The organism is Caballeronia sp. LjRoot34, from assembly GCF_964253815.1.
In the GTDB taxonomy this organism is placed as follows: domain Bacteria; phylum Pseudomonadota; class Gammaproteobacteria; order Burkholderiales; family Burkholderiaceae; genus Caballeronia.
The window spans coordinates 498,530-523,409 of record NZ_CAXUSB020000001.1; the positions used below are offsets into that span (position 1 = coordinate 498,530).

The 24,880-nt window shown below is 60.7% G+C and carries 22 protein-coding genes; 10 read left to right on the top strand and 12 right to left on the bottom strand.

All coding sequences use genetic code 11. The annotated features are described in order from the left end of the window. Positions 1-143: 143 nt before the first annotated feature. The 3 genes from hrcA to ACSQ36_RS02275 all read left to right on the top strand — a co-directional run bounded on the left by hrcA (position 144) and on the right by ACSQ36_RS02275 (position 2,878). Positions 144-1,163 carry a heat-inducible transcriptional repressor HrcA gene (hrcA, locus tag ACSQ36_RS02265; protein WP_213765886.1) on the top strand — a complete coding sequence of 340 codons (1,020 nt, stop codon included), beginning with the start codon at positions 144-146 and terminating at the stop codon, positions 1,161-1,163. Between the two features lie 206 nt (positions 1,164-1,369). Next, a complete protein-coding gene (hemH, locus tag ACSQ36_RS02270; RefSeq protein ID WP_436180768.1) occupies positions 1,370-2,437 on the top strand; it encodes a ferrochelatase in 1,068 nt (355 codons plus the stop codon). A gap of 33 nt (positions 2,438-2,470) precedes the next feature. Further along, a complete protein-coding gene (locus ACSQ36_RS02275) occupies positions 2,471-2,878 on the top strand; it encodes an RNA-binding S4 domain-containing protein (protein WP_436180769.1) in 408 nt (135 codons plus the stop codon). On the opposite strand, the gene ACSQ36_RS02280 is transcribed toward ACSQ36_RS02275, so the two are convergent. Together ACSQ36_RS02280 and ACSQ36_RS02285 are read right to left on the bottom strand one after the other, a co-directional pair. Then, the gene (locus tag ACSQ36_RS02280; protein ID WP_213765889.1) at positions 2,850-3,011 is read right to left on the bottom strand and encodes a hypothetical protein; all 162 of its coding nucleotides are present in this window, start codon (positions 3,009-3,011) and stop codon (positions 2,850-2,852) included. The genes ACSQ36_RS02275 and ACSQ36_RS02280 overlap by 29 nt on opposite strands. Positions 3,012-3,283: 272 nt before the next feature. Continuing rightward, complete coding sequence (locus ACSQ36_RS02285; protein ID WP_213765890.1) at positions 3,284-3,469, bottom strand: hypothetical protein; 186 nt, start codon at positions 3,467-3,469, stop codon at positions 3,284-3,286. Here ACSQ36_RS02285 and grpE point away from each other — a divergent pair. The 5 genes from grpE (at position 3,468) to pabB (ending at position 9,912) form a co-directional block, all read left to right on the top strand. Beyond that, positions 3,468-4,049 (top strand): nucleotide exchange factor GrpE, encoded by a 582-nt coding sequence (gene grpE / locus ACSQ36_RS02290; protein ID WP_213765891.1) that lies wholly within the window; start codon positions 3,468-3,470, stop codon positions 4,047-4,049. The genes ACSQ36_RS02285 and grpE overlap by 2 nt on opposite strands. Before the next feature lie 26 nt (positions 4,050-4,075). Next, the gene (locus ACSQ36_RS02295; protein WP_213765892.1) at positions 4,076-4,471 is read left to right on the top strand and encodes a thioredoxin family protein; all 396 of its coding nucleotides are present in this window, start codon (positions 4,076-4,078) and stop codon (positions 4,469-4,471) included. A gap of 197 nt (positions 4,472-4,668) precedes the next feature. Further along, positions 4,669-6,624 (top strand): molecular chaperone DnaK, encoded by a 1,956-nt coding sequence (gene dnaK / locus ACSQ36_RS02300; RefSeq protein ID WP_213765893.1) that lies wholly within the window; start codon positions 4,669-4,671, stop codon positions 6,622-6,624. A 332-nt stretch (positions 6,625-6,956) separates the two neighbouring features. Further along, positions 6,957-8,099: a molecular chaperone DnaJ gene (gene dnaJ, locus ACSQ36_RS02305; protein ID WP_213765894.1), complete on the top strand. Its 1,143-nt coding sequence runs from the start codon at positions 6,957-6,959 to the stop codon at positions 8,097-8,099. Positions 8,100-8,118: 19 nt separating this feature from the next. Continuing rightward, positions 8,119-9,912, top strand: coding sequence for an aminodeoxychorismate synthase component I (pabB, locus tag ACSQ36_RS02310; RefSeq protein WP_436180770.1), 1,794 nt, complete (start codon positions 8,119-8,121; stop codon positions 9,910-9,912). 58 nt (positions 9,913-9,970) lie between these two features. Here the strand turns inward: pabB and panB are convergent, their stop codons facing one another. The 6 genes from panB to hda all read right to left on the bottom strand — a co-directional run bounded on the left by panB (position 9,971) and on the right by hda (position 15,305). After that, positions 9,971-10,786 carry a 3-methyl-2-oxobutanoate hydroxymethyltransferase gene (panB, locus tag ACSQ36_RS02315; RefSeq protein ID WP_213765896.1) on the bottom strand — a complete coding sequence of 272 codons (816 nt, stop codon included), beginning with the start codon at positions 10,784-10,786 and terminating at the stop codon, positions 9,971-9,973. Positions 10,787-10,844: 58 nt separating this feature from the next. Beyond that, on the bottom strand, positions 10,845-11,552 hold the full coding sequence (locus ACSQ36_RS02320) for a deoxynucleoside kinase (protein WP_436180771.1): 708 nt from the start codon (positions 11,550-11,552) through the stop codon (positions 10,845-10,847). Between the two features lie 59 nt (positions 11,553-11,611). Further along, the gene (gene folK, locus ACSQ36_RS02325; protein ID WP_213765898.1) at positions 11,612-12,139 is read right to left on the bottom strand and encodes a 2-amino-4-hydroxy-6-hydroxymethyldihydropteridine diphosphokinase; all 528 of its coding nucleotides are present in this window, start codon (positions 12,137-12,139) and stop codon (positions 11,612-11,614) included. 83 nt (positions 12,140-12,222) lie between these two features. Further along, positions 12,223-13,824, bottom strand: a complete 1,602-nt coding sequence (pcnB, locus tag ACSQ36_RS02330) for a polynucleotide adenylyltransferase PcnB (RefSeq protein ID WP_213765899.1) — start codon at positions 13,822-13,824, stop codon at positions 12,223-12,225. Continuing rightward, entirely contained in the window at positions 13,817-14,503 is a 687-nt protein-coding gene (locus ACSQ36_RS02335; protein WP_213765900.1) for an HAD family hydrolase, read from the bottom strand. The genes pcnB and ACSQ36_RS02335 overlap by 8 nt, the downstream gene beginning before the upstream one ends. A gap of 76 nt (positions 14,504-14,579) precedes the next feature. Then, positions 14,580-15,305 carry a DnaA regulatory inactivator Hda gene (hda, locus tag ACSQ36_RS02340; RefSeq protein ID WP_436180772.1) on the bottom strand — a complete coding sequence of 242 codons (726 nt, stop codon included), beginning with the start codon at positions 15,303-15,305 and terminating at the stop codon, positions 14,580-14,582. A 232-nt stretch (positions 15,306-15,537) separates the two neighbouring features. Here hda and purM point away from each other — a divergent pair, with 232 nt between their 5' ends. Both purM and ACSQ36_RS02350 read left to right on the top strand, forming a co-directional pair. After that, a complete protein-coding gene (gene purM, locus ACSQ36_RS02345) occupies positions 15,538-16,593 on the top strand; it encodes a phosphoribosylformylglycinamidine cyclo-ligase (protein WP_436180773.1) in 1,056 nt (351 codons plus the stop codon). Between the two features lie 1,106 nt (positions 16,594-17,699). Beyond that, positions 17,700-18,830 (top strand): IS110 family transposase, encoded by a 1,131-nt coding sequence (locus ACSQ36_RS02350; RefSeq protein ID WP_436180774.1) that lies wholly within the window; start codon positions 17,700-17,702, stop codon positions 18,828-18,830. Positions 18,831-19,287: 457 nt separating this feature from the next. Here the strand turns inward: ACSQ36_RS02350 and ACSQ36_RS02355 are convergent, their stop codons facing one another. From ACSQ36_RS02355 to thiL, 4 genes are all read right to left on the bottom strand, one after another. Then, entirely contained in the window at positions 19,288-22,593 is a 3,306-nt protein-coding gene (locus tag ACSQ36_RS02355; protein ID WP_436180775.1) for an SNF2-related protein, read from the bottom strand. A gap of 72 nt (positions 22,594-22,665) precedes the next feature. Further along, positions 22,666-23,166, bottom strand: coding sequence for a CinA family protein (locus ACSQ36_RS02360; RefSeq protein ID WP_213768533.1), 501 nt, complete (start codon positions 23,164-23,166; stop codon positions 22,666-22,668). A gap of 54 nt (positions 23,167-23,220) precedes the next feature. After that, positions 23,221-23,757, bottom strand: coding sequence for a phosphatidylglycerophosphatase A family protein (locus ACSQ36_RS02365; protein WP_255631769.1), 537 nt, complete (start codon positions 23,755-23,757; stop codon positions 23,221-23,223). Further along, a complete protein-coding gene (gene thiL, locus ACSQ36_RS02370) occupies positions 23,747-24,790 on the bottom strand; it encodes a thiamine-phosphate kinase (RefSeq protein ID WP_436180776.1) in 1,044 nt (347 codons plus the stop codon). The genes ACSQ36_RS02365 and thiL overlap by 11 nt, the downstream gene beginning before the upstream one ends. Between the last annotated feature and the right edge of the window lie 90 nt (positions 24,791-24,880).

The window sequence follows — 24,880 nt, forward strand, 5'->3', positions numbered from 1 at the left end:
TAAGCCCCGGGCGTGACGGGGAATTGTCGTTAGAATGGTGCGGATCATGAATTGATGACGGGTGAATGACAAAAATACGTCAATCGTCGTCGCTATATTTGCTGCGCTCGCTGTTTCCTTACACGTTGAGCTAAACTTTCCCCATGCTAGACCCACGTGCCCAGACCCTCCTCAAGACGCTGATCGAGCGCTATATCGCCGAAGGTCAGCCGGTCGGTTCCCGCACGCTGTCCCGTTATTCCGGACTCGAGCTCAGCCCGGCCACCATCCGCAACGTCATGTCGGACCTGGAGGACCTCGGACTGGTGGTGAGCCCGCATACGTCTGCGGGCCGGATTCCCACGCCACGCGGCTACCGGCTCTTCGTGGACACCATGCTCACCGTCGAAACTACCGACGACGAAGCCATGACCTCCGCTGTCAAGATCAAGCTGCAGGGCGGCGAGCCGGCGAAGATCGTGGCCGCCGCGGCTAGCGTGCTGTCGAACCTGTCGCAATTCGCGGGCGTCATTCTCACGCCGCGCCGCAGCCACATGTTCAAGCAGATCGAGTTCATGCGCCTGTCTGATAAACGCATCCTGCTGATCATAGTGACGCCGGAAGGCGACGTGCAGAACCGCATCATGGCGACCCAGCGCGACTATTCGCCGTCGCAGCTCACCGAGGCGTCGAACTATATCAACGCGAATTTCGCCGGACTGTCCTTCAACGAAGTACGCCGCCGACTGCGCGAGGAAATCGACGCGCTGCGCGGCGACATGACCTCGCTGATGCAGGCAGCGGTGGCCGCGAGCGTCGACGAAACGGATCAAGGCGACACCCTGCTGATTTCCGGCGAGCGCAACCTGCTGGAAGTGGCGGATCTTTCCTCCGACATGGCGCGGCTGCGCAAGCTCTTCGACGTGTTCGACCAAAAGACGAGTCTCCTTCAATTACTCGATGTCTCGAGCCACGCGCAAGGCGTGCAGATATTTATAGGCGGCGAGTCGAATCTCGTGCCGATCGAGGAAATGAGCGTGGTGACCGCGCCCTATGAAGTGAACGGGAAGATCGTGGGCACGCTGGGCGTGATCGGACCTACGCGGATGGCCTACAACCGCGTGATTCCCATTGTTGATATCACCGCGCGCCTGCTCTCCCTCTCGCTCAGTAGCCAGCAATAGTGCAATAAGCGTGCAATAAGCGTGCAATAAGCCGTCTGCCGGTCCGGCCCGCAAAATGCTGCGAATCCCCCCGGCAGACAACCCATCTTGCCTTGCCCCAGCCCCGTTCACCACTCGGCCGTTCGGCCGATGTTGCGTTCCGAAACGCGCCGCTATAATGGGTTTCACTTACTTGACCGGCACGGGCTTCACAGCCTCTCCCCTTTATGCGCTACGACCTCGAGTTGCCTTCGCAGCCTTTCGCTTCGCATCGCGTTGCGGTGCTGCTGATCAACCTCGGCACGCCGGACGCGCCCACGCCCAAGGCCGTGCGCAAGTACCTCGCGCAGTTCTTGTCGGATCCGCGCGTGGTGGAAATTCCTGCGCTCGCGTGGCAAGTCATCCTGCGGCTGGCAATCCTGCCGTTTCGCGGCCGTGCGTCAGCAAAGAAATATGCCCAGGTATGGCTGCCCGAAGGCTCGCCGCTGCGGGTCTATACGGAAAGGCAGGTGGAGGGGTTGCGGCGCTTGTTCATGGTGAACGACTATCACGTGATCGTTGACTACGCCATGCGCTACGGCACGCCCGGGATTCCGGCCATGATGAATCAACTCAAGCTGGAAGGCGCCGAGCGCGTGCTGCTCGTACCCATGTATCCGCAGTATTCGTCGTCGACCACGGCTACGGCGTTCGATGACGCGTTCAACGCCTTGCGCCGCGTGCGCAATCAGCCGGAATTGCGCACCATCCGCCAATATGCAGACCATCCGGCCTATATTGGCGCGCTGGCCGAGCAGGTGCGGGACTATTGGCGGCATCACGGCCAGCCGGACTTCGCAGCGGGTGACCGGCTGGTGCTGAGTTTCCACGGCGTGCCCAAGCGCACCATGGATCTTGGCGACCCGTATCATGATCAGTGTCAACAGACCGGTTCGTTGCTCATGGCTGCGCTCGGGTTGTCGCCGGTCGAATGCCGCGTGACATTCCAGTCGCGTTTTGGCCGGGCAGAATGGTTGCAACCTTATACCGCGCCTTCGCTCGCGGAACTTGGCGCGGCGGGTGTGAAGCGGGTGGACATGTTCTGCCCGGGTTTTACGTCGGATTGCCTGGAAACCATCGAGGAAATCGGCATTGAAGTGCGTGATGAATTCCTGCACGCTGGCGGCAAGGAATTTCACCGGATTCCATGTTTGAACGCATCGCCGGCCTGGATCAAGGCGCTGGGCGAAATTGTCGCGCAGCACCTGCAGGGCTGGCCGGTGCAGGCGCCGCAAACGCTGAGCGCAGCCGCATAGACCACCGCATTGACCAGTTACCATTGACCACTCGTGAACTACCAGATCTCAACTGACTCCAGCGCGCGCCTTCGTATCGATAAATGGCTCTGGGCGGCGCGTTTTTTCAAAACGCGCTCGCTGGCAAGCGACGCCGTCGAGAAGGGTCGCGTGCGTATTGGCGGCGCGAATGTGAAGCCGTCCAAGGATGTGCGTGTTGGCGATCTCGTGGAGATCGAGATTGAACACGTGCTTTGGCAAGTGAACGTGCTGGGAATTTGTGAAGTGCGCGGTCCGGCGCCCATTGCGCAGACGCTTTACGCTGAAACGGACGCTGGACGGGAAAAACGCGTGGCGGAGAATGAGCGGAGGAAGACGTATCGTGAGCCGGCAGCCGCATTGCAGGGGCGCCCGACCAAGCGCGACCGCCGCATTATCGACAAACTTTCAGGCTCGGACTGAAAAACTGTTCCATGGTGGCCGAGACGCCGCCGTACTCCGTAGTGTGGTCGTTGACCGCGCCGGACATGCAAATAGTCGTGGTGCCGCCAACGAGTACCAATGCGACGATCGCAATAGCAAAGGTCAGTTTCATGGGCACCCCCTGTAACAACGCAACAGCTCTGAAAAGCGGACGCTAGAGCTGACTTGAAGCAAGCTTTAGCGATTAAAAGACTTGGATTCGGGCATTCGTAAGATTAGGGTTAACTAGCGCTTCCGAAGACATGTTCGAAGTGTAGGTGAGCAACTCAACCGGCTCAATCTGAATCTGATGACAGGCCCAAAATGGTTGTAACCGGTCATTTCTGCAGGCTAGAAACAGCCCCGGAAAGCACGTGCAACCCCTTGAAAACGCTCATCTGAGCCTCAGATGGGTTTCTTAGGACGAACAAGGATGTCCCTCGCTTCACTCGCACTGTCCGCTGTTCGGGCCCGTTGCGTTTTTGCAACGTTGAGTTGGCGGTTATCATCGGCAGCTTTTTGATGGGCCGAAACCGCAACGTTGCGTTCGATTTCATCCGTTTTCACCCATAGCAAAATCTCAAGCGACATGGAAAACACGCAAGACAATTCCGCGAGCCAGAACCCCTCGCCCGCCGACAATACCGCGGCGGCTCAAACTATCCAGCAACCCGGCGTGCCGGACGGGAATTCCGCACCGGAAACCGTCGACGCAAACGAAACCGAGGCATTGCTCGCTGAAGCGCAAGCGAAGGCAGCATCGTTGCAAGAAGAGTTCTTGCGTGCGAAAGCCGAGACCGAGAACGTGCGGCGCCGGGCGCAGGAAGATGTGCAGAAGGCGCATAAATTCGCGATCGAAAACTTCGCGGAAAACCTGCTGCCGGTGCTCGACAGCCTGGAAGCCGCGCTGACGCATTCGTCCACCGACCTGGCAAAAGTCCGCGAAGGCGTCGAGTTGACGCTGCGCCAACTGACCGCCGCGCTCGAAAAGGGCCGTGTCGTCGAGGTAAATCCGGTTGGCGAGAAGTTCGATCCGCACCGCCATCAGGCTATTTCGATGGTGCCGGCCGAGCAGGACGCGAACACGGTGGTCTCGGTGCTGCAAAAGGGCTATGTGATTGCGGACCGCGTTCTGCGCCCGGCGCTCGTCACGGTCGCCGCGCCGAAATAAGCATTTCAGCCGGAGATGTTGCTGTCATGGCCAATATCCCTGTCGATGTCACCGCGTTTGCCGCTTTCGACATGCAGGAATTGAGCGCCGGGACGTTCGACGCCGGCCTCGAGTCGGCGGCGGACGAACTGGCCGTTGTGTATTTCTGGGGTTTCGAGTGTTTCAACTGCGAAATCGCGAAGAAGGCGATGCTCGCAAAACCGGATGAAATCCGGGCGCTCGGGCTGAAATGGTTTCACAGCAACATCTACGAGCATCGCGATCTCGGCCGCCGTTTCATGTTGCATGGCGTGCCAACGTGGTTCTTCTTCTACCGGGGCAAGCGCCTCGGACGAGCAACCGGCTGGCATGGGCTTGGCCAGTTCGAAGCCGCTGTCGCCGCCGCTCGCGAGAAAATTCGGGCGCTCGAAGCGAAGGGTTGAGCCGGTTAGCCAGAAAAAGTTTCAGAATGGCTGAAAAAAAGCGGGAAAGCGTCAGTTTCTGGTCTTGAAAACGATGCGAACGCTCTTATTTGGCGTACAGGGTTAAATTTTGGGCATCCGGCTAGCGATTCGACCGTCAACCACGTCGAAAACGCGAAAACGGACCTGCTGCAATCAAAGTCAGGAGAGTGATAAAAATGGGCAGAATCATTGGTATCGATCTGGGCACGACGAACTCGTGCGTCGCGATCATGGAAGGCAACACGGTCAAGGTGATTGAGAACGCGGAAGGCACGCGCACCACGCCGTCGATCATTGCTTATGTGGACGACAACGAAATTCTGGTCGGCGCGCCGGCGAAGCGTCAGTCGGTCACGAACCCGAAGAACACGCTGTACGCAGTCAAACGGCTGATCGGCCGCCGTTTCGACGAAAAAGAAGTACAGAAGGACATCGCGTTGATGCCCTACAAGATCGTGCGCGCCGATAACGGCGACGCCTGGGTTGAAGCCCGCGATCAAAAACTGGCACCGCCGCAAATTTCGGCAGAAGTGCTGCGCAAGATGAAGAAGACCGCTGAAGACTATCTCGGCGAAGAAGTGACGGAAGCCGTCATTACGGTTCCGGCGTATTTCAACGACAGCCAGCGTCAAGCGACGAAAGACGCGGGCCGTATTGCCGGTCTGGACGTGAAGCGCATCATCAACGAACCGACCGCAGCCGCGCTCGCGTTTGGCCTGGACAAGAACGAAAAGGGCGACCGCAAGATCGCCGTGTATGACTTGGGCGGCGGCACGTTCGACGTGTCGATCATCGAGATCGCGGACGTTGACGGCGAGAAGCAGTTCGAAGTGCTCTCCACGAACGGCGACACGTTCCTCGGCGGTGAAGATTTTGACCAGCGCATCATTGAATACATCATCGGCGAGTTCAAGAAGGATCAAGGCGTCGATCTGAGCCGCGACGTGCTCGCGCTGCAACGCCTGAAAGAAGCTGCTGAAAAGGCGAAGATCGAGTTGTCGTCGGCCGCTCAGACCGAAATCAACCTGCCGTACATCACGGCGGACGCGTCGGGTCCGAAGCACTTGAACCTGAAAATTACGCGTGCGAAGCTGGAGTCGCTGGTTGAAGACCTGATCGAACGCACGATGGAACCGTGCCGTATCGCGATTAAAGATGCAGGCGTGAAGGTCGGCGAAATCGACGACATCATCCTGGTCGGCGGTATGACGCGTATGCCGAAGGTGCAGGAAAAGGTGAAGGAATTCTTCGGCAAGGACCCGCGTCGTGACGTGAACCCGGACGAAGCCGTGGCCGTTGGCGCTGCGATTCAAGGCCAGGTTCTGTCGGGTGATCGGAAAGACGTGTTGTTGCTGGACGTGACGCCGTTGTCGCTGGGTATTGAAACCCTCGGCGGCGTGATGACGAAGATGATCAACAAGAACACGACCATCCCGACCAAGCACGCACAGGTCTATTCGACAGCTGATGACAACCAGAGCGCCGTGACGATCAAGGTGTTCCAGGGCGAGCGCGAGATGGCAGCAGGCAACAAGCTGCTGGGCGAGTTCAACCTTGAAGGCATCCCGCCGGCATCGCGCGGCACGCCGCAGATCGAAGTGAGCTTTGACATCGACGCGAACGGGATTTTGCACGTCGGCGCGAAAGACAAGGCAACGGGCAAGGAAAACCGCATCGTCATCAAGGCAAACTCGGGCCTGTCGGACGCCGAGATCGACAAGATGGTGAAGGACGCTGAAGCGAACGCGGAAGAAGATCACCGTCTGCGTGAACTGGCCGACTCGCGCAATCAGGGCGACGCGCTGGTGCACAGCACGAAGAAGGCCGTGGCTGAATACGGCGACAAGATCGAAGCGGCTGAAAAAGAGCAGATCGAAGCGGCATTGAAGGATCTTGAAGAAGCGCTGAAGGGCAGCACGGCTGACAAGGCTGCGATTGACGCGAAGATCGAAACGCTGGCAACGGCGTCGCAGAAACTCGGCGAAAAGATGTATGCCGACATGGCTGCAGCGCAAGGTGCGGCGGGCGCGGCCGGGGCAGCGGGCGCAGCAGGCGGCCCCGGTGCGCAGGCGGCGCCGGAGCAGCACGACGATGTTGTCGATGCCGACTTCAAGGAAGTGAAGAAGGACTGAGTCGATTGAACCGCATCACCAGTTCGTCGATGAAGGAACCGGTCCCGTGCAGCTTTGATTTTGCACGGGACCGCGACGAAAAATGTCTTGCGCCCAGTTGAGCGTACGGACGAAGAACGCGCCTGGCGAGCCGAATGGCTTTCCGGGCACGTTGTTTTTTTAGAGGGCGCTGCGCTTCGTGCGGCTTGATTTGCGTGCTGGTCACTTATTGATCGCGCGAATCACGCATGGTGGCCAGGCGTCGACGAACCACATGAGTCGCGAGACTCCAGGCATCCAAGAGGGAGCTGCCGGACCTGATCTCTGATCAGGCGCGGTGGCGCTGAACCGATATGGCGAAACGGGATTACTACGAGGTTATGGGCGTCGCGAAGAATGCGAGCGACGACGAAATCAAGAAGGCTTATCGCAAGCTTGCGATGAAGCATCACCCCGACCGCAATCCGGATAACAAGGATTCGGAAGCGCATTTCAAGGAGGTCAAAGAGGCCTACGAAATGCTCTCGGATCCGCAAAAGCGCGCGGCCTACGATCAATACGGGCATGCCGGCGTCGATCCGAACATGGCCGGTCCGGGTCAGCAGGGTTTTGGCGGATTCGCCGATGCCTTCGGCGATATTTTCGGCGACATCTTCGGCCAGGCGGCCGGCGGCGCAGCGGGAGCCAGTCGTGGGCGCGCGGGTCCGCAGGTTTATCGCGGCGCGGATTTGCGCTACAGCATGGAAATCTCGCTGGAGCAGGCGGCGCACGGCTACGACACGCAAATTCGCGTGCCGAGCTGGGTGAATTGCGAGATTTGCAAGGGCTCGGGTGCGAAGCCCGGCACCAAGCCGGAAACCTGTCCGACGTGTCAGGGACAAGGCACCGTGCGCATGTCGCAGGGCTTTTTCAGCATCCAGCAGACTTGCCCGAAGTGTCATGGCACCGGCACCCACATTCCTGAGCCGTGCGGTCATTGCCACGGCGCGGGCAAGGTGAAGGAAACGAAGACGCTGGAGGTGAAGATCCCGGCGGGTATTGACGACGGCATGCGGATTCGCTCGTCGGGTAACGGCGAGCCCGGCATCAACGGCGGTCCGAGCGGTGACTTGTACGTCGAGATTCACATCAAGCAGCATTCGGTGTTCGAACGCGACGGCGACGACCTGCATTGCCAGATGCCGATTCCCTTCTCCACGGCGGCGCTTGGTGGCGAGATTGAAGTGCCTACGCTGGCTGGCCGCGCGAGTTTCACCGTGCCGGAAGGCACGCAGTCGGGCAAGACGTTTCGGCTGCGTAGCAAGGGTATCAAGGGATTGCGCTCGAGCATTGCCGGGGACTTATATGTGCATGTGCAGGTCGAAACGCCGGTCAAGCTCACCGACCAGCAACGTGATCTGCTCAAGCAGTTCGAGCGTTCACTGACGGAAGGCGGCGCGCGTCATAGCCCGCAAAGCAAGAGTTGGTTCGATCGGGTGAAGAGTTTCTTCGATTGAGGTTCTCTCGACCAAGGCGATGATCATGCAGCAACGCCGCGAGGTTTTCGCGCTGCTCGACGATTGCGACTCGACCGCCGAAAGGCGGTCGAGTCGCCTGTACGCCAGCTTCTTGCATGAACGATCGTGCCATGATCCCGCGCAACTCGACGCAGTGTGTGCGATTGTTGAAGCAGACCTGCGCGACGGATTGCACGCCGTCATGCTCGCGGATTATGAATTTGGCCGCAATCTTCAGTTAGCGCAGCCCGGCGATGCCGCGCTGCGCTTTTTGTTGTTCCGCGAGTGCACGTTGTTATCGTGTGAAGAGGCGAATCAATGGCTCGTCGCGCGTGATAACGGGCTGGCCGGCCAGCCATCGGTGGCGGGTGTCGCGAACGTTGAAGCGAGCGTGACGCCCGACGCGTTCGCCCAGGCCATCGCGGCCGTTCAGGACGCGTTGCAGGCCGGCGATTCCTATCAGATCAACTACACGTTCCGTCTCGCCTTCGATGTCTTTGGCTCGGCAGTTGGGTTGTATCGAAGGCTGCGGGAGCGGCAGCCCGTGCAATACGGCGCGCTGATTGCGCTGCCCGACGGGCGCGATGTGCTCTCGTGCTCGCCCGAGTTGTTCATCCGGCGCGAGGGCGACGTGCTGCAGGCGCGGCCGATGAAAGGCACGGCGCCCCGCAGCGCGGACCCGGAATGGCTGCGGCTCGATCCGAAGAATCGCGCCGAAAACGTGATGATCGTGGACTTGCTGCGCAACGACATGTCGCGTGTCGCGGTCACGGGAAGCGTGCACGTGCCGCGCTTGTTTTCGGTTGAACCGTACACGTCGGTTTGGCAGATGACATCGACGGTGGAAGCACGGTTGCTTCCGGGCACCACGTTCGCGCATATCCTTCGGGCGCTCATGCCGTGCGGGTCGATCACGGGCGCGCCCAAGCACAAGACGATGCAACTGATCGATGCGCTGGAAAGCACGCCGCGCGGCATTTATACGGGCGCGATCGGCTGGCTGGACAAGCGCCGGGACTTCTGTTTGTCGGTGCCGATCCGGACACTGGAAATACAGCACGGCAGAGGCAGGATGGGCGTGGGCGCGGGCATTGTGCTGGACAGCATCGCCGCCGATGAATTCGAGGAGTGCGAATTGAAGGCTCAATTCCTGATTGGCTCCGATCCGGGTTTCCAGCTCTTCGAGACCACTTTTGCAACTAAGGAAGAAGGGATTCGCCATTGGGATCGCCATCTTTCGCGGCTTGAGGCCAGTGCGCAGTGGTGTGGCTTTCCGCTTGATCGGGCGAAGCTGCAGGAATGTATCGATGAAGCATGCGCGGGCTTCGAAGCGCAGGCGGGTTATCGGTTGCGGATTGCGTTGAGTAAAAGCGGTGAGATCACCGTGACGAGTGCGCCGCTCGTGCCGTTGGCGGCGTCGACGGCCGACGTTTTGCTGGCGTCGGAATATGGTTTTGCAGCGCGATCGGCGGACGATCCATTGCTCAGGCACAAGACGACGTCGCGTGCAGAGTATGACCGTGCGTGGCGCGAGGCCGAAGCGCTAGGCGCGTTCGACATGCTGTTTTTCAACGAGCGCGCAGAGCTGACGGAAGGAGGGCGATCGAACGTGTTCGTGAGACTCAATGGCCGTTGGCGCACGCCGCCGCTCGACGCAGGATTATTGCCGGGCGTGATGCGTGCCGTATTGATCGAAGAGCTGGATGCTGAGGAACGCACACTGACGCGTGAGGACCTTGACCGTGCGGAATCGTTGATGATCTGCAACGCGCTGCGCGGCGCGATGCCGGCGCGGTTGAAGCGGTTGAGCTAAGCAGAGGCGAACAAGAACGCCGCCTCTGACAGAACAACAAACGAACAACAAACCCCCTTTAAAACGTGTGCTCCGGCCCCGGAAAGGTCTTTTCCCTCACGGCGCGAACATACGCCTCGACTGCTGCAAGAATGCTCGGCTGCCCTTGCATGAAGTCTTTAACAAACCGCGGCCGTTTGCCGGGAAAAATCCCGAGCATGTCGTGCAGCACGAGCACTTGGCCCGAACAATCGAGCCCTGCGCCAATGCCAATAGTCGGGATGACCAACTGCTGCGTCACCTCGCTAGCCACCAGCGTAGGCACCGCTTCGATCACCAGCAATTGCGCGCCGGCATTCTGAAATGCGAGGGCATCGCGGCGCATTTGCTCGGCGCCGGCGTCGGTTTTTCCTTGCACCTTGAACCCGCCAAACGCGTGCACCGATTGCGGCGTCAAGCCCACATGCCCGCAAACGGGAATTGACCGGTCAACGAGAAACCTGACCGTATCGGCGACCCATTCTCCGCCTTCGATCTTCACCATCTGCGCACCCGCGCGCATCAACTGCACGGCGTTCGCATAGGTTTCCTCGCGCGAGCCGACGGTACCAAACGGCATATCGGCGACGACCAGCGCGTTCTTGTTGCCGCGTGCGACCGCGGCGGTGTGATACGCAATATCGGCTAGCGTGACGGGCAGTGTCGTGCCATGCCCTTGCAACACGTTTCCAAGCGAATCGCCGATCAGCAATACATCGACGCCCGCGCGATCCAGCAACGCGGAAAAACTCGCGTCGTAGCACGTCAGCATCGTGATTTTTTCGCCGGCTTCACGCATGGTCCGAAGCTTCGGGACGGTGATCGCGGTGCGGCTGGTTTCCTGCAAATACGCCATGAGAATTTCCACATCGACTAGATAAGAGACGGCACGCCTGCGCGCAAGCCGGACGGACTTAAAGTGACGTGCCCTTGACAAAGAATTCCTTGCGCCCACGCATGGTTTCAATTCGATCAACCAGCAGCGCCAGATCGGCGTCCGATTCCAGCGGATTCAGATGCTCGGCGTTCACCGTCAACAGCGGCGTGGCGTCGTAGTGATAGAAGAAGTCATTGTAGGCGTCGCAGAGGGCGCGCAGGTACGCGTCCGGGATTTGCAGTTCCATCGGCACCGCGCGCTTTTGAATGCGCGCGAACAGTACCTCGGGACTCGCCTGCAGATACACGACCAGATCCGGCGCGGGCGCTGACGTATCAATACGCTTGGCGATCTCCCCGAACAGCTCGAATTCGTCGTCGGGGAGCGTGAGACGGGCGAACAACGCGGTTTTATCGGTGAGGAAATCGGTGATGAGCGGCGCGCTGGCGTGTTGCCCGAGATGTCCGGGTGCGCCTAGCAACGCCGCTGCGATCTCCTGCGTTTGCTGCGCGCGCTGCAACGTGAATTGCAATTGCGTAGGCAGCGCGTAACGCGTGTTGTCGCGATAAAACCGCTCTAGAAACACGTTCTCCTGCGGGCGCTCGAACAGCGTGCGCATCGACCAGCGTTCGGCGAGCAAACGCGCCAGCGTGGTCTTGCCGACGCCAATAGGCCCTTCAATCGCAATATACCGATGCGGCGGGCGCAACTGCGGCGCGGTGACGGTAAGGGGCGACATGCTCATGGGCTATTCACCTTTCAGGCTTCGCGTCGCGGAATTTCGGGCTTCGCATCGCAAATTTTTCAGGCTTCGCGTCGCGAAGTGCAGCGGGAAGCGAATAGCGGGCACTGATGTGTCGCCACTTTTTCAATACGTTGATCCTGAACCGAGGCGAGGAATGCATCGGCGCGGCCGCGTTGCGCGATGACTACATCGCGGTCGAGTTCGACCAGCGGCACGAGCGTAAACGCGCGCTCGGTGAGACGCGGGTGGGGCACGACGAGATCGGCTTCCTCGATGCAGGAATCGCCGTACAGCAGGATGTCGATATCGAGTGTACGTGGCGCGTTCCTGTATGGCCGCTCGCGTCCGAAATGGCTTTCTATGCCGTGGCACAGCCGCAGCAACTGGCGCGCGGCCAGCGTGGTATCGATCTTGACGACGTAATTGAAGTAGTCGTCGCCACCGGCGTCCACGGGCGCGGTGCGATAGAGGCTCGACTTCGCGAGCACGGTGATCGTGTTTTGCTGAGCAAGACACACCACTGTGTCTTTCAGGGTCTGGCGCGCGTCACCAAGGTTTGCGCCCAGGCCCAGATAAGCTACCGTCATGGCATGAATCCTACGACTGTCGTTTGGCGTTACACGGCCCACGCGCGTTGATCGACATGATCAAAACACGCGCACGGTCCGTGTCAATCGTCGCGCTGGCCACCGCTTTCGTCGCCATACCGTACATCACGCACGTCACGCTCTTCGCGATTGTCGCGAGCTGACCCTTCTACGGTGCTCGCGCCGCCCTCCATTCCGTCACCCGGCCTGCGGCTTTTGGCGTTGCTGCTACGCCGCCGTCGTTTCGTGGGTACCCGGTCCTTCCCGCCGTGCGAAAGCAGTGACTCGCGCGCGGCAGCGTCCCCAGCAATGAAATCCGTCCACCACTGACCAACCGATGCATCCAGTTCGCCGGATTCGCATCGCAGCAGGAGGAAATCATAACCTGCCCTAAACCTTTGGTGTTCCAGCAGCTTCATCGCGCTTCTGCCCGAGCGTTTTTCGAGCCGAAGTTGCAGGCCCCATATCTCGCGCATATCCGATGAAAACCGCTTATGGATAGCGAGTTTTTCGGTCTGCATGTCGAGCACGTCGTCCATTGCACGATGCAGTGCGGGCACGGGGAATTCACCGGCCGCCGTGAACTGCTCCCAGCGCGTCTGCATGTCGTTCCAGAGCAGCGTGGCGAACAGGAAACCCGGCGATACACCTTTGCCGGCGCGCACGCGTTCGTCGGTATTGGTCAACGCGAGCGTGATGAATTTCTCGCCGTGCGGCGATTCGAAAATCACGTCGAGCAGCGGCAATACGCCGTGATGCAAACCTTCCGCGCGCAGCCGCGTGAGGCACGCGAGCGCGTGGCCTGAAAGCAGCAGCTTGAGCATTTCATCGAAGAGGCGGGCGGCCGGAACGTTGCTGATCAGGTCGGCCAGCTCCGCGATCGGCGCGCGCGTGGCAGGCTCGATCTCGAAGCCGAGCTTCGCGGCAAAACGCACGACACGCAGCATGCGCACCGGGTCTTCGCGGTACCGCGTGGCCGGGTCGCCGATCATGCGCAGCAAACGCGCGCGGATGTCGGCCATGCCGTCGTGATAATCCAGCACGGTTTGCGTGGCCGGATCGTAATACATGGCGTTGATCGTGAAGTCGCGGCGCGTGGCGTCTTCGTGCTGCTCGCCCCACACGTTGTCGCGCAGCACGCGGCCGCTGGCATCGACCGCATGCGTGCGCGTGTCCATTTCACCGCGTCGCAAGCGCGGCGGGGGCGGTGAGGGCGGTGCATCGGCGGGGGTATCGACGAGTGCGCGGAACGTCGATGTTTCGATGATGTCCTGCCCGAACTGCACGTGCACGATCTGGAACCGCCGGCCAATGATGCGCGCGCGCCGGAACAGTTTCTGCACCTGGTCGGGCGTAGCGTCTGTTGCAACGTCGAAATCTTTCGGCGCGACGTTCAGCAGCAGGTCGCGCACGGCGCCACCCACGATAAACGCGCGATGCCCGCCTTGTTGCAGACCTTCGGTCACGCGAATCGCGTTCTTCGAGATCAGGGCCGGGTCGATGCCGTGCACGTCCGCCGACAGGATCACGGGTACGTTCGGATCGCGTTTCGCGACGGCGGGCGCCGCTTTTTTGCGCGTGCTTTTGCGGGCGGGTTTTACATCGTCGGAGAGCGGGGCGGTTGCCGGGGTCTCTTCTTTGGCGCTTTCCTGGCCGAACAGCTTGCGGATGAGTTTTTTAATCACGTGGGGAGAAGATTTCCAGGATGCGCCAGCCGCGGGCTTGCGCATGCGCGCGCAAGGTGTCGTCGGGATTGGTCGCGATCGGGTCGGTGACTTTCTCGAGTAGAGGAATGTCGTTGTGCGAGTCGCTGTAGAAGTAGCTGTGTTCGAAGTCGTTCAGGCTTTTTCCCAAGGACGCGAGCCACGCTTCGGTGCGCACGATCTTGCCCTCGCGATAGCTCGGCGTGCCCGTTGCGCGGCCGGTCAGCTCGCCGTTGGGGATATTGTCGACCGTTTCGACCTCGCACGCGATCAACGCTTCAATCCCGAACGCCCGGCCGATCGGCGCCGTGATGAACGCGTTCGTGGCGGTGACGAGGCAGCAGAGATCGCCGGCTTGCTGGTGCTTGCGCACGAGTTCCAATGCCGCCGGAGCGATGGCCGGCGTGATGATTTCGCGCATGAATTGCGCGTGCCAGTCGTCCAGTTGAGCGCGCGGGTGCTGGGCGAGCGGTGAAAGCTGGGCGTTGAGGTACGCGTGGATATCGAGCGTGCCGGCTTTGTAGTCTTCGTAGAACGCGTCGTTTTGCTTCGCGAACTTCTCTGCGTCGACAATGCCGAGTTTCGCCATGAAGCGGCCCCATTCGTGGTCGCTGTCCGTCGGGATGAGAGTGTGATCGAGATCAAAAAGGGCTAGGTTCATGGGAGCGCATTTTACTTGAAGCGGGTGGAAGCGTTCGCTGGCTGCTCGCGGCGCGGTGATGGGCTTGAAATCGGGCCTAAAAAAGCTCGGTCTGCGGACGGGGCGCGTTGTCTTCTTTTGCGGCGAGCATCGTGCGTAATAAGGGCAGAGTCACGGCGCGCTTTTGTTCCAGCGAAAAGCGGTCGAGTTCATCGAGCAAGGTCATGAGACTTGGCATGTCGCGGCGAAAATGCGTGAGCAGGTAGGCGGGGACGTCGTCGGCGAGCGCAATGCCGCGCTCGCGCGCCGCGTGTTTCAGCGCGCTGGCTTTGCTTTCGTCGGAGAGGGGCGTGAGCTGGAATACGAGTCCCCAGCCGAGGCGCGTGCGCAAATCTTCTCTCACCGATAACCCCAGCGGCGCCACATTGCCCGTTGCCACCAGCGCGCTGGCCGGATGCGCGCGCACCTCGTTGAACAGGTTGAAGAGCGCGATTTGCTGGGCGCCGGAAAGCTGCTCGCAGTCGTCGATGGCGTAAATGCTCGCCGTGGGGTCGAAGGTGAACGCGGCCAGCGGCGCTTGCGGGCTCAGAAAGCGCGCCCGCCCGTTCGCTTCGTGCACCAGCGCCTGCAGCAGATGGCTGCGCCCGCTGCCGGCTTCGCCCCAGACGTAGAAGGTCCGGTCGGCTACGGGGCCGGCTGCGAGCGCACCGTCGAGTTCGCACAGACGGGTCACCAGTTCGTGGTTGCCGGCGGCGAAAAAATTATCGAAGGTGGCGAGCGGCGGCGTGCCGAGATCGAGCGTCAGTTGGCGTTGCACGGGCAATCGGTTCCGTCAGGGCGTATCTTGAAAAGCGGCGCGCTCAGCATACCGATGCCCGGTTTATGCCGTGGCGAAAGGCGTTGAGCGCAGGGTCGAGTTTCCAGCCGGATGGGCGCGAGTCTCGAAAAGGGTTTGGTGCGGTCTTTCGGAGCCAGGGTCGCGAACTGCGAGAAATCCGGCTGGGCGGCTGGCATCGGTTAAAATCTCATTTTACCGACCTTCTCGCCGATCCCCCATGAATCAACCGAAATCCGCCTCAGACGCCCAAGGTTTGTCCTATCGCGACGCGGGCGTGGACATCGATGCCGGCGACGCGCTTGTCGACCGGATCAAGCCCTTTGCCAAGAAAACCATGCGCGACGGCGTGTTGGGGGGAATTGGCGGATTCGGCGCACTGTTTGAAGTACCTAAACGATACAAAGAGCCGGTGCTGGTATCCGGCACGGACGGCGTGGGTACGAAGCTGCGGCTGGCTTTTCAACTGAACAAGCATGACACGGTTGGCCAGGATCTGGTTGCCATGAGCGTCAACGACATCCTGGTGCAGGGTGCTGAACCGTTGTTTTTCCTCGATTATTTCGCTTGCGGCAAGCTGGACGTGGATACGGCTGCGACCGTGGTGCAGGGCATTGCGCAGGGTTGCGAGTTGGCCGGGTGTGCGTTGATTGGTGGTGAGACGGCTGAAATGCCGGGCATGTATCCCGATGGTGAGTACGATCTGGCCGGGTTTGCGGTGGGTGCGGTTGAGAAGAGCAAGATTATCGATGGCTCGACCATTCAGCCTGGCGACGTCGTGTTGGGTCTTTCTTCTTCTGGGATCCATTCAAACGGGTATTCGTTGGTGCGCAAGATTATTGAGCGTGCGCAGCCTGATCTGAATGCTGATTTCGATGGCCGTTCGCTTGCTGATGCGTTGATGGCGCCTACGCATATTTACGTGAAGCCGTTGTTGTCGTTGATGTCGCAGATGGCTGTGAAGGGTATGGCGCATATCACCGGCGGTGGGCTGGTTGAGAATATTCCGCGGGTTCTGCGCGATGGCTTGACGGTTGAGCTGGATCATCGGGCGTGGCCGTTGCCGCCGTTGTTTTCGTGGCTGCAGAAGCATGGCGGTGTGGCTGATGCCGAGATGCATCGGGTGTTTAACTGCGGAATCGGGATGGTCGTTGTGGTCGATGCTGCGGACGCTGAAGCCGCTACGGGGCTTTTGTCGGCTGCGGGTGAGCAGGTTTGGTCGATCGGTGTAGTGCGGGAATCGCTTGCCGGGGAAGCTCAGACTGTCGTGGTGTAGGTTTTCGTTCGCACTCGGTTGGGATTTGGGGGCGGGTTGCTAGGTTCCGGGGTTAGCGGTCGGGGTCTATGCCGGGGTGGTGCTTTCGGCGGTAGTGGTCGGGGTCTATGCCGGGTTGCTGCTTTCAGTGTTAGTGGTCTGCGAGAGTCGGATATTCTCTTTATCACTATTAGCCACTGTGCGTGGCGGCACGTCATTTCTTTGTCCAAAGCGACAAAGAAACGAAGCAAAGAAAGCGCTTTCAACCACGCTACCCTAAGTGTCCACAGCGTGCAGTTTTGATTCATAGGTGCCCCAAAAGCACGGTGCTCGCCAGAGCGACGGATGTGTGAACCCCTCCTTCTCGCGAATCCTGACACGAACACGCTTCGCCCCGTACGCTCTCGGGCAAGCACCATTGCCAAGGAACCACCCCGGCCTCACGCGTCTTTGGATGTGTGAACCCCTCCTTCTCCGAACACGGATACCCACCGCTTCGCCACCGGTGATTGAACCTGCCCAAGGGACACCCCGCGCTATCCGCGAACAACCTCCCTCCAAATGTGTACGCGCCTCGAACCACGTCGCCAACCCTGCTGGAAACGAGGTCGCGAAGATGCGCGCGGCCGTAACCGACGAAAATAACTGTGCGGACCGCGCGGGTAACTCACCAAAACCGGAGCAACAACACGCGTGGTGCCGTGACCTATGGACATAACCGTCAGACCACGTAGCTGACACGCGAAGAGCGCGGCATCCAGAACGCGTGAGGCTGCGCTGATTCTTGAACGCTGGTGCTTGCCCGAGAGCGTACGGGGCGAAGCGTGTTCGTGTCAGGATTCGCGAGAAGGAGGGGTTCACACATCCTCCGCTCTGGCGAGCACCGTGCTTTTGGGGCACCTATGAATGAAAACTGCACGCTGTGGACACTTAGGGTAGCGTGGTTTAAAAGCGTTTTCTTTGCTTCGTTTCTTTGTCGCTTTGGACAAAGTTAGTATGACTTCCGTGAGCAGTAAGGGCTGGCCCCCGTGACAGAGCTAAAACACGCGGGTTAGCATAGCGCCAGAGCCGTAACAGTGAGGGCGAACCCGTCACTCATAGGTTTTGTTTCCAACACGGAGGCCAGCATGCAAAACGATATCACGTTATTTGTCGGACTGGATGTTCACAAAGACTCGATTACAGTTGCCTACGCGCTGGGCAGCGGCGAAGTCGAAGTGCTCGGCAAGATCGGCACGCGCTCTCGCGATATTGATCAGTTATGCAAAAAGCTTCAATCCAAGGCTCGCCACGTAAAAATCGTTTATGAAGCCGGTCCTCTGGGCTATGACCTGCAGCGCCGCCTCGCTGCCAAAGGCTTCGAGTGCATGGTGTGCGCCCCCTCGCTGATCCCGCGCAAAGCCGGCGATCGCGTGAAGACCGACCGCCGCGACGCGCTCAAGCTCGTGCGCTCACTGCGCGCGGGCGACCTCAGCGCAGTGCATGTGCCCACCGTCGAAGACGAAGCGTTTCGCGATCTTGCGCGTGTCTGGGCCAGTACGCGCGATGCCCTCAAACGCGCCCGCCAAGCGTTAAAATCGTTCCTGCTCGCCCACGCCGTGCGATACGCGGGCACGGCGAACTGGGGGCCGGCGCATCGACGCTGGATCAGCAAGTTCTCGTTCGGCAACGCATGGCAGGACCTCGCCTTCACCGAGTTGCGCCGCGCGATCGAAGACCGGTTTGCGCAGTGCGAGCGGCTTGAGTCGGCCTTGCGCGAAGCGGTGCCGCAGTGGCGCTTTTATCCCGCCGTGCTCGCCCTGCAAACCATGCGCGGCATCAAGTTCACCACCGCCGTTGGCTTGCTCTCGGAGATCGTCGATGTGACGCGCTTTGCCCATCCTCGGCAGTTGATGGCGTGGCTGGGCATAACGCCTTCAGAATACTCGTCGGGGGGCAGCCGGCGCCAGGGCAGCATCACCAAGACGGGCAATTCGCTTGCGCGAAAGTTGCTGATCGAGGCCGCCTGGAGTTATCGGCATACGGCCCGCGTGAGTCCCGAAATTCAGCAGCGTCATGAGGGCGTGCCCAAGGTGATTATCGATCGCGCCTGGGACGCGCAGTTGCGTCTGTGTGGGCGCTTTAGAAGAATGGTGGCGAAGGGCAAACTCAAAAACGTGGCGGTCGTCGCGATCGCTCGCGAACTCGCCGGGTTTATCTGGGACATCGCCCGTCTGGGCATGGAGCAGGCGATCAACAACTCCAGAGCGGCTGTCTAAACCAGCAAAAAACAGTTTTGCAATCATCGAAAAGGCAGTTTCCTGAAGGCGGCGTAGCCCGGCATCAGAGTTACCCGCGGCATTTCTTTGCAACGGCTTATCAACGGTTCACGCCGACTTGCGCACAAAGTTAGCGGCAGGCTCACGAGACGGATCACTGTAATGCGGTAACCAACCCGCGAATATCAGATTGATTCACCGTCGAGTGTTACTGCTACGCCGCCCTCAGGAAATTGTAGGAAGAGAAAAGATGACCACAGCTAAAAACACCTGTTGACACGGAAAGTCATATCAGTCATATCAGAAATGACGTGCCGCCACGCACAGTGGCTAACAGTGATAAAGAGAAAATCCGACTCTCGCAGACCACTAACGCTGAAAGCATCAACCCGGCATAGACTCCGACCACTAACCCCAGAACCTAACACCCCACCCACCCCCAACCCCGAGTGCCAACTCAACCCACTGGCATTGGCGCCAGCAACGCCTCAATATCCTCGGCAGAAAACTTCACCGCCCCAGCCGCGTCCTCACGCAAAATACTATCGGCGAGAGCGGCTTTGCGGCCCTGCATCGCCACAATCCGTTCTTCAATACTCCCCGCCACAATCAGCTTGTACACAAACACCGGCTTCAATTGCCCAATCCGATGCGCCCGATCCGTCGCCTGATTCTCCGCCGCCGGATTCCACCACGGATCGTAATGAATCACCGTGTCCGCAGCGGTCAGATTCAACCCCACGCCACCCGCCTTCAAACTGATCAGAAACAACGGTACCTCACCATCCTGAAAACGCGTCACCGGCGTAATCCGATCAGTCGTATCTCCCGTCAACATGACATAAGGAAGCCCGCCTTTATCGAGCGCGGCAGCAATAATCGCCAGCATCCCGGTGAACTGCGAAAACAACAGCACCCGACGCCCTTCTTCAAGCAACTCCGGCAGCATATCGAGTAACAAATCGAGCTTCGCCGATTCCTCCACACGCTTCGCCCGCGCCAGCTTCACCAACGCCGGATCACAGCAAACCTGCCGCAATTTGAGCAACGCCTCAAGCACGACAATATGGCTGCGCGCCAATCCCTGATCCGCCACCGCCATCCGCACTTTTTCCTGCATCGCGATCCGCACGGTCTCGTACAGATCACGTTGCGCACCCTCGAGCGCCACGGTCCGCACAATGGTCGTCTTCTGCGGCAATTCCTTCGCCACCTCATCCTTCCTTCGACGCAGCATGAACGGCCGAATCCGGCGCACCAGCAAATCACGCCGCACCGGATCGTCGTATTTCTCGATCGGTGTGCGCCAACGCTTCGTAAAATCTTTCTGTGTCCCAAGGAAACCGGGCAGCAAGAAATCGAATTGCGCCCACAACTCACCCAGGTGGTTTTCCAACGGCGTGCCAGTCAGACACAGCCGATGCCGCGCGCGTAAATCGCGAATACCCTTCGCAGCCTTGGTCGCGACGTTCTTCACTATCTGCGCTTCATCCAGGATCAGCAGGTGGTACTCGTGCAACGACAACATCGCCTGATCGCGCCACAGCAGCGGGTACGTGGTCAATACAAGATCGTGCTCGCCAATCTGATCGAAACGTTCCTTGCGCTGTGGGCCGTGCAGATCCAGCACCCTCAAATCTGGCGCAAACTTTTTCGCTTCCTCACGCCAGTTGTGAACCAGCGTGGTCGGCAACACCACCAGCACCGGCCGGTCCAACCGTCCGGACTCCTTCTCGACCAGGATGTGCGCCAGCGTCTGCACGGTTTTGCCGAGACCCATGTCATCGGCGAGAACGCCCGACAGATTGCGCTCGCGCAAATACTGCATCCAGTTGAGCCCTTCGCGCTGATATCCCCGAAGCTCGGCATGCAAGCCAAGCGGCACGGGCACTTCCCGCAGCCCCGGCCCTTCCTGCAAACGCTGAGCAAGCTCGCGTATGGACACATCGCCGTGAAACTCCCAGCGGCCCGTGTCGCTGAGCGCTTCCAGCCGCCCGGCATCCTGTTCGGAGACGCGCAGCGGATGCGTGCCGAGGGTATCGAAGAGATCGATCAGTACGCGTACCACCGGCTTGATCCGCGACGCCCGCACCCGCAGCCGCTCGCCAAGATCGGTCTTGAGCTCGATGCCTTCGTCGTCGTGGATCGAATCGATAGCGCCCGCCAGCCAGCGCCGGTCGCGCTGGAACAGGTCAGCCAGCAGCGGTTCCAGCCGAACGCTCCGGTCCCCCACGGCAATGCCGAGTTCCAGGTCGAACCAGCCGTCGGTTCCCTGGCGCGCGGTGCCCTGGATGTCGTCGATCTCAATAAAGTCGAAGCGAAATTCCGGCGTCATGCTCACGCGCCAGCCGTCCTCGCGCAACGCGGGGAGCGCGTCGTTGGTGAACACGGCCCATGCGTCGGGCACGGGCAAGCCGAGCACGCCGCTGGGAATGGGCTTGGGTCCAAAACGCTGATGCGAGGGAATCTGGCGGAAGCCAAGATCGTAGAGCGAGGCCAGATAACGCGCTTCAACGTCGTGGCGGCGTCTCACCTGGACCATCTCACCGGACGCGGCGCGCATGACCGTGGTAGCGCGCGTGGGGTCGATGCTGAAACCGTCGTAATCGAAAGTCACGAGGGCAAAGTCGAGCACGTTCGCGGCGGTGCGCTCGTCGCGGGGACGCCAACTGCTGTTGACGGGCCGCGTATCGAGCACAAGCACCGGCACCGGTTCCGTATCGACAATACGCACGTTCAGCGTTTCCGGCTCCGGCGGCGGAGGCAGATCGGAGTCGACTTCACGCAGCATTGCGCTGACCAACGGCGCTTCGGCAAGCGAGATGGGCGGCATCGACAAATAATCGGCCAGTTGCCGCGCGGGTTGCGGCATATCGACGATGCCCGCTTCAAGCGTCTGCGCGTCGGCGAACCACAGCGGTTCGGTGGGAATGACCAACGTGGCAGGCGGCTCGGTTTGCAGCACGGGACGCACGCGATCGTCCAGATCGGGCGTCCACTCGATTCGTCCCGGCCGTTGCTCACCTTCACGCAGCGGCCGGCGCGGCCCCGAGGTCTCGTGGCTGGCCAGCCTGGCGCTGAATAACCGTCCTGTCGCCAGCATGCGCTGCAGCAAGTCCGCGCCTTCTTCGCCGTGGAGCCCGAAGCCGCCGAAATCGTTGCGGGTACGTCCAATGAGGAGCCCCCGCACGATGCTCATGTCTTCATCGCCGACGAACTTCGGCTGCTTGACAAGCGCCGCGTCCAGATTCGTCCAGGGCCGGTCGAACGTGTGGACCGAACCGTCCGGACTGAGCCGCACTTTATACAGCGTGACTTCGGCGGTGCGCATGATGCGCGACGTTCCCAGCATATAAACGAGCGCGAGCGCGCCGCTCGACTCGCCGGGCTTTTTTGCGGAGGCACTGCGAGTGGAGGCGAACCGCGAGCGGAATCCTTCAAGCCAGCCTGCTACCTCGGGGCGCACGGTTTCGGACTCGCGCGGTCTGTCCGCGGCGCTCGCGAGCAATACGGCGGCGGCATGCTTGCAGCCGAATCCGACCGGGCACGAACAACGGCCTTGCGCGGAAAGTTTGCCGTGCTGATCGTTAAACGTCACCTCCACGGTATAAGGCTGGCGTTGCGTCCCTTGAACGTTGGCGCGCAGCACGTCTTCGTCCCAGTGCAGACGCGTCACGTCGTCCACGTACCCGCGTGCCTTGGCAACGGTATGCGCGCCGAGCCATTTGACGATTTGCGCCGTGTTGTACACAAACGCCGGCATCAGCAAACCCGCCCGTGCATGGCCCTTCCTGTCTCCGCCTGTCTTGCCGCCATCCGCTCGATCACCGTCTTCTCACCGTTCCCTTCGTTCCAATAGTTCCAGCAAGCCGCGCAGCGCGTACGCCGCCGCCTGGGTGCGAATCTGCTCGCGATCGCCCTTGAATTGCTGCGTCTCCACCGCCGTGTGCAAGCGGTTGCTCCACGCAAAAGACACCATGCCGACAGGCTTCGTTTCCGTGCCGCCGCCCGGTCCGGCCACGCCGGTAATCGATAGCGATACCTGCGCCCGGCTGTTCCTCAGCGCACCTTCCGCCATGGCTTTGGCAACCGGTTCGCTGACCGCGCCGTGGCGCTCGATCAGGTCGGCCGGCACGCCGATCATCTCGGTCTTCGCCAGGTTCGAATAGGTGACGAAACCGCGCTCGAACCACGCGCTGCTGCCGGAAATATCGGTCATGGCGGCGGCGACCATCCCGCCGGTGCACGACTCGGCGGTCGCGAGCATCAGCCGCTCGTCGCGCAGTTTGTTGCCGGCACGGATGGCGAGCTGGTGGACGACGTTATCGGTAGCCATGGCAAAGCCTCGGGTGGGGGCGGTCGGAACCGTGAGATGCGGGCAAGACAGAAATCAAATGGTCATGCGCCATAGCGCAATCACGAGCAGCGTGAAGAACGCAGCGGCAATATCGTCGAACATGATGCCGAAACCGCCTTTCAACCGGCGGTCGAAATAACTGATGGGCGGCGGTTTCACCATGTCGAAGAAACGGAACACGATGAACGCCCACAACTGCCCGGTGAACGTGGCCGGCGTGACGAACAGCAACACCAGCCAGAACGCGATGATCTCGTCCCAGACCACCGGCGACGGATCGGAAATGCCCATTTTCTTCGCCGTGAAACCGCAGAACCAGCAGCCGGCCACGAACCCCACGGCGATCAGCAAGGCCCATTCGGCGACCGTCAGGTGCGGGTTGAACACCACGAACGACGCCCACGCGAACAAGGTGCCGACGGTGCCGGGCGCGATCGGCGACAAGCCGCTGCCGAAGCCCAGCGACAGGATATGCAGCGGATGCGACAGCATGAAGCGCGCACTCGTGCGGCGCGACGGCTTCGGGCGGGGTGTCTCGTCAATTGTGTCGATGATCGGATCAGTCTGCATGAAAATGGTCGAAGCCCGTGTCGGGGAAAGAAACCGGACCGGTGTTGTCGCGCCAGTCGATGGCCGGCAAGTCCTTCGGCGCTGTGCCGGACGTGTTGGACGCCGCTCGTCCCTCGGCGGCCGGACCCTCGATTGTACCGATACGCGTCAACAAAACTCCCTGCGCCGTCCCTATCCGTTCGATTTCGGTCCTCACGGCGGCTGGCGCGGTAAAGCAGAGTTCGTAGTCGTCGCCGCCCGCCAGGATGCAATGCACCTGCGCGGCCGCAGGCAGGTCGGCGAGCGTGCCGGCGCGCGGTATCTGATCGATATTCACCGTCGCGCGCACGTTCGAGCGCTTCAATACGTGGAGCAAGTCGCCGGCGAGACCGTCGGAGATATCGAGCGCGGCGTGCGCGACACCCCGCAACGCGATGCCGAGCGCCACGCGCGGTTCCGGCAGTTCGAGCGCCTTGATTGCGATGGCTTCGCCGGCAGGATCCTTCATCGACCATTCGCCGCGGCGGATACCGAGTCCGGCACGCGCGCCGCCCAGCACGCCGGATACCCAGATGTCGTCGCCTGGTCGTGCGGCATCGCGCCGCAGTGCCTGCGCAACAGGGACATCGCCGAACACGGTAATGCTGATGCACACGTGCGGGCCGCTGGTTGTATCGCCGCCGATCAGCTCGCAGCCGTACTGGTTGGCTAGTTGGAAAAGGCCGCTGCTGAACGCTTCGAGCCAGCTTTCATCGGCTTTCGGCATCGACAACGCCAGGGTGAACGCGCGCGGCTTCGCGCCCATGGCGGCGAGGTCCGACAAGTTCACCGCCAGCGCCTTGTAACCGAGCGCCCACGGGGACACATCGGGGAAAAAATGGCGGCCCGACACGAGCATGTCCGTGGAAATTGCCAGGTGCTGTCCGTGCTTCGGGGCAAGCAACGCGCAGTCGTCACCTATGCCGAGCGTCGCCTTCGGCGCGTCGTCCGTTGCCGGGAACGCGGCGGCGGGCTGGGAGAAATATCGTTCGATCAGGGAAAACTCTGAGAGCATCAGCAATCCGGCGACGTGGTGGGAGAGAGTTGGCGACGATGCCTGCCTGTTGACGCGCGTTTCATCTCAATAAGGGAATTTTGCGGCGTG

What these genes read in the sequence shown, in the direction of transcription:
- hrcA (WP_213765886.1), top strand. Translation starts at nt 144, where the DNA reads ATGCTAGACCCACGTGCCCAGACCCTCCTCAAGACGCTGATCGAGCGC.
- hemH (WP_436180768.1), top strand. Translation starts at nt 1,370, where the DNA reads ATGCGCTACGACCTCGAGTTGCCTTCGCAGCCTTTCGCTTCGCATCGC.
- ACSQ36_RS02280 (WP_213765889.1), bottom strand. Translation starts at nt 3,011, where the DNA reads ATGAAACTGACCTTTGCTATTGCGATCGTCGCATTGGTACTCGTTGGC.
- grpE (WP_213765891.1), top strand. Translation starts at nt 3,468, where the DNA reads ATGGAAAACACGCAAGACAATTCCGCGAGCCAGAACCCCTCGCCCGCC.
- ACSQ36_RS02285 (WP_213765890.1), bottom strand. Translation starts at nt 3,469, where the DNA reads ATGTCGCTTGAGATTTTGCTATGGGTGAAAACGGATGAAATCGAACGC.
- ACSQ36_RS02295 (WP_213765892.1), top strand. Translation starts at nt 4,076, where the DNA reads ATGGCCAATATCCCTGTCGATGTCACCGCGTTTGCCGCTTTCGACATG.
- dnaK (WP_213765893.1), top strand. Translation starts at nt 4,669, where the DNA reads ATGGGCAGAATCATTGGTATCGATCTGGGCACGACGAACTCGTGCGTC.
- dnaJ (WP_213765894.1), top strand. Translation starts at nt 6,957, where the DNA reads ATGGCGAAACGGGATTACTACGAGGTTATGGGCGTCGCGAAGAATGCG.
- pabB (WP_436180770.1), top strand. Translation starts at nt 8,119, where the DNA reads ATGATCATGCAGCAACGCCGCGAGGTTTTCGCGCTGCTCGACGATTGC.
- panB (WP_213765896.1), bottom strand. Translation starts at nt 10,786, where the DNA reads ATGGCGTATTTGCAGGAAACCAGCCGCACCGCGATCACCGTCCCGAAG.
- ACSQ36_RS02320 (WP_436180771.1), bottom strand. Translation starts at nt 11,552, where the DNA reads ATGAGCATGTCGCCCCTTACCGTCACCGCGCCGCAGTTGCGCCCGCCG.
- folK (WP_213765898.1), bottom strand. Translation starts at nt 12,139, where the DNA reads ATGACGGTAGCTTATCTGGGCCTGGGCGCAAACCTTGGTGACGCGCGC.
- ACSQ36_RS02335 (WP_213765900.1), bottom strand. Translation starts at nt 14,503, where the DNA reads ATGAACCTAGCCCTTTTTGATCTCGATCACACTCTCATCCCGACGGAC.
- purM (WP_436180773.1), top strand. Translation starts at nt 15,538, where the DNA reads ATGAATCAACCGAAATCCGCCTCAGACGCCCAAGGTTTGTCCTATCGC.
- ACSQ36_RS02350 (WP_436180774.1), top strand. Translation starts at nt 17,700, where the DNA reads ATGCAAAACGATATCACGTTATTTGTCGGACTGGATGTTCACAAAGAC.
- ACSQ36_RS02355 (WP_436180775.1), bottom strand. Translation starts at nt 22,593, where the DNA reads ATGCCGGCGTTTGTGTACAACACGGCGCAAATCGTCAAATGGCTCGGC.
- ACSQ36_RS02360 (WP_213768533.1), bottom strand. Translation starts at nt 23,166, where the DNA reads ATGGCTACCGATAACGTCGTCCACCAGCTCGCCATCCGTGCCGGCAAC.
- ACSQ36_RS02365 (WP_255631769.1), bottom strand. Translation starts at nt 23,757, where the DNA reads ATGCAGACTGATCCGATCATCGACACAATTGACGAGACACCCCGCCCG.
- thiL (WP_436180776.1), bottom strand. Translation starts at nt 24,790, where the DNA reads ATGCTCTCAGAGTTTTCCCTGATCGAACGATATTTCTCCCAGCCCGCC.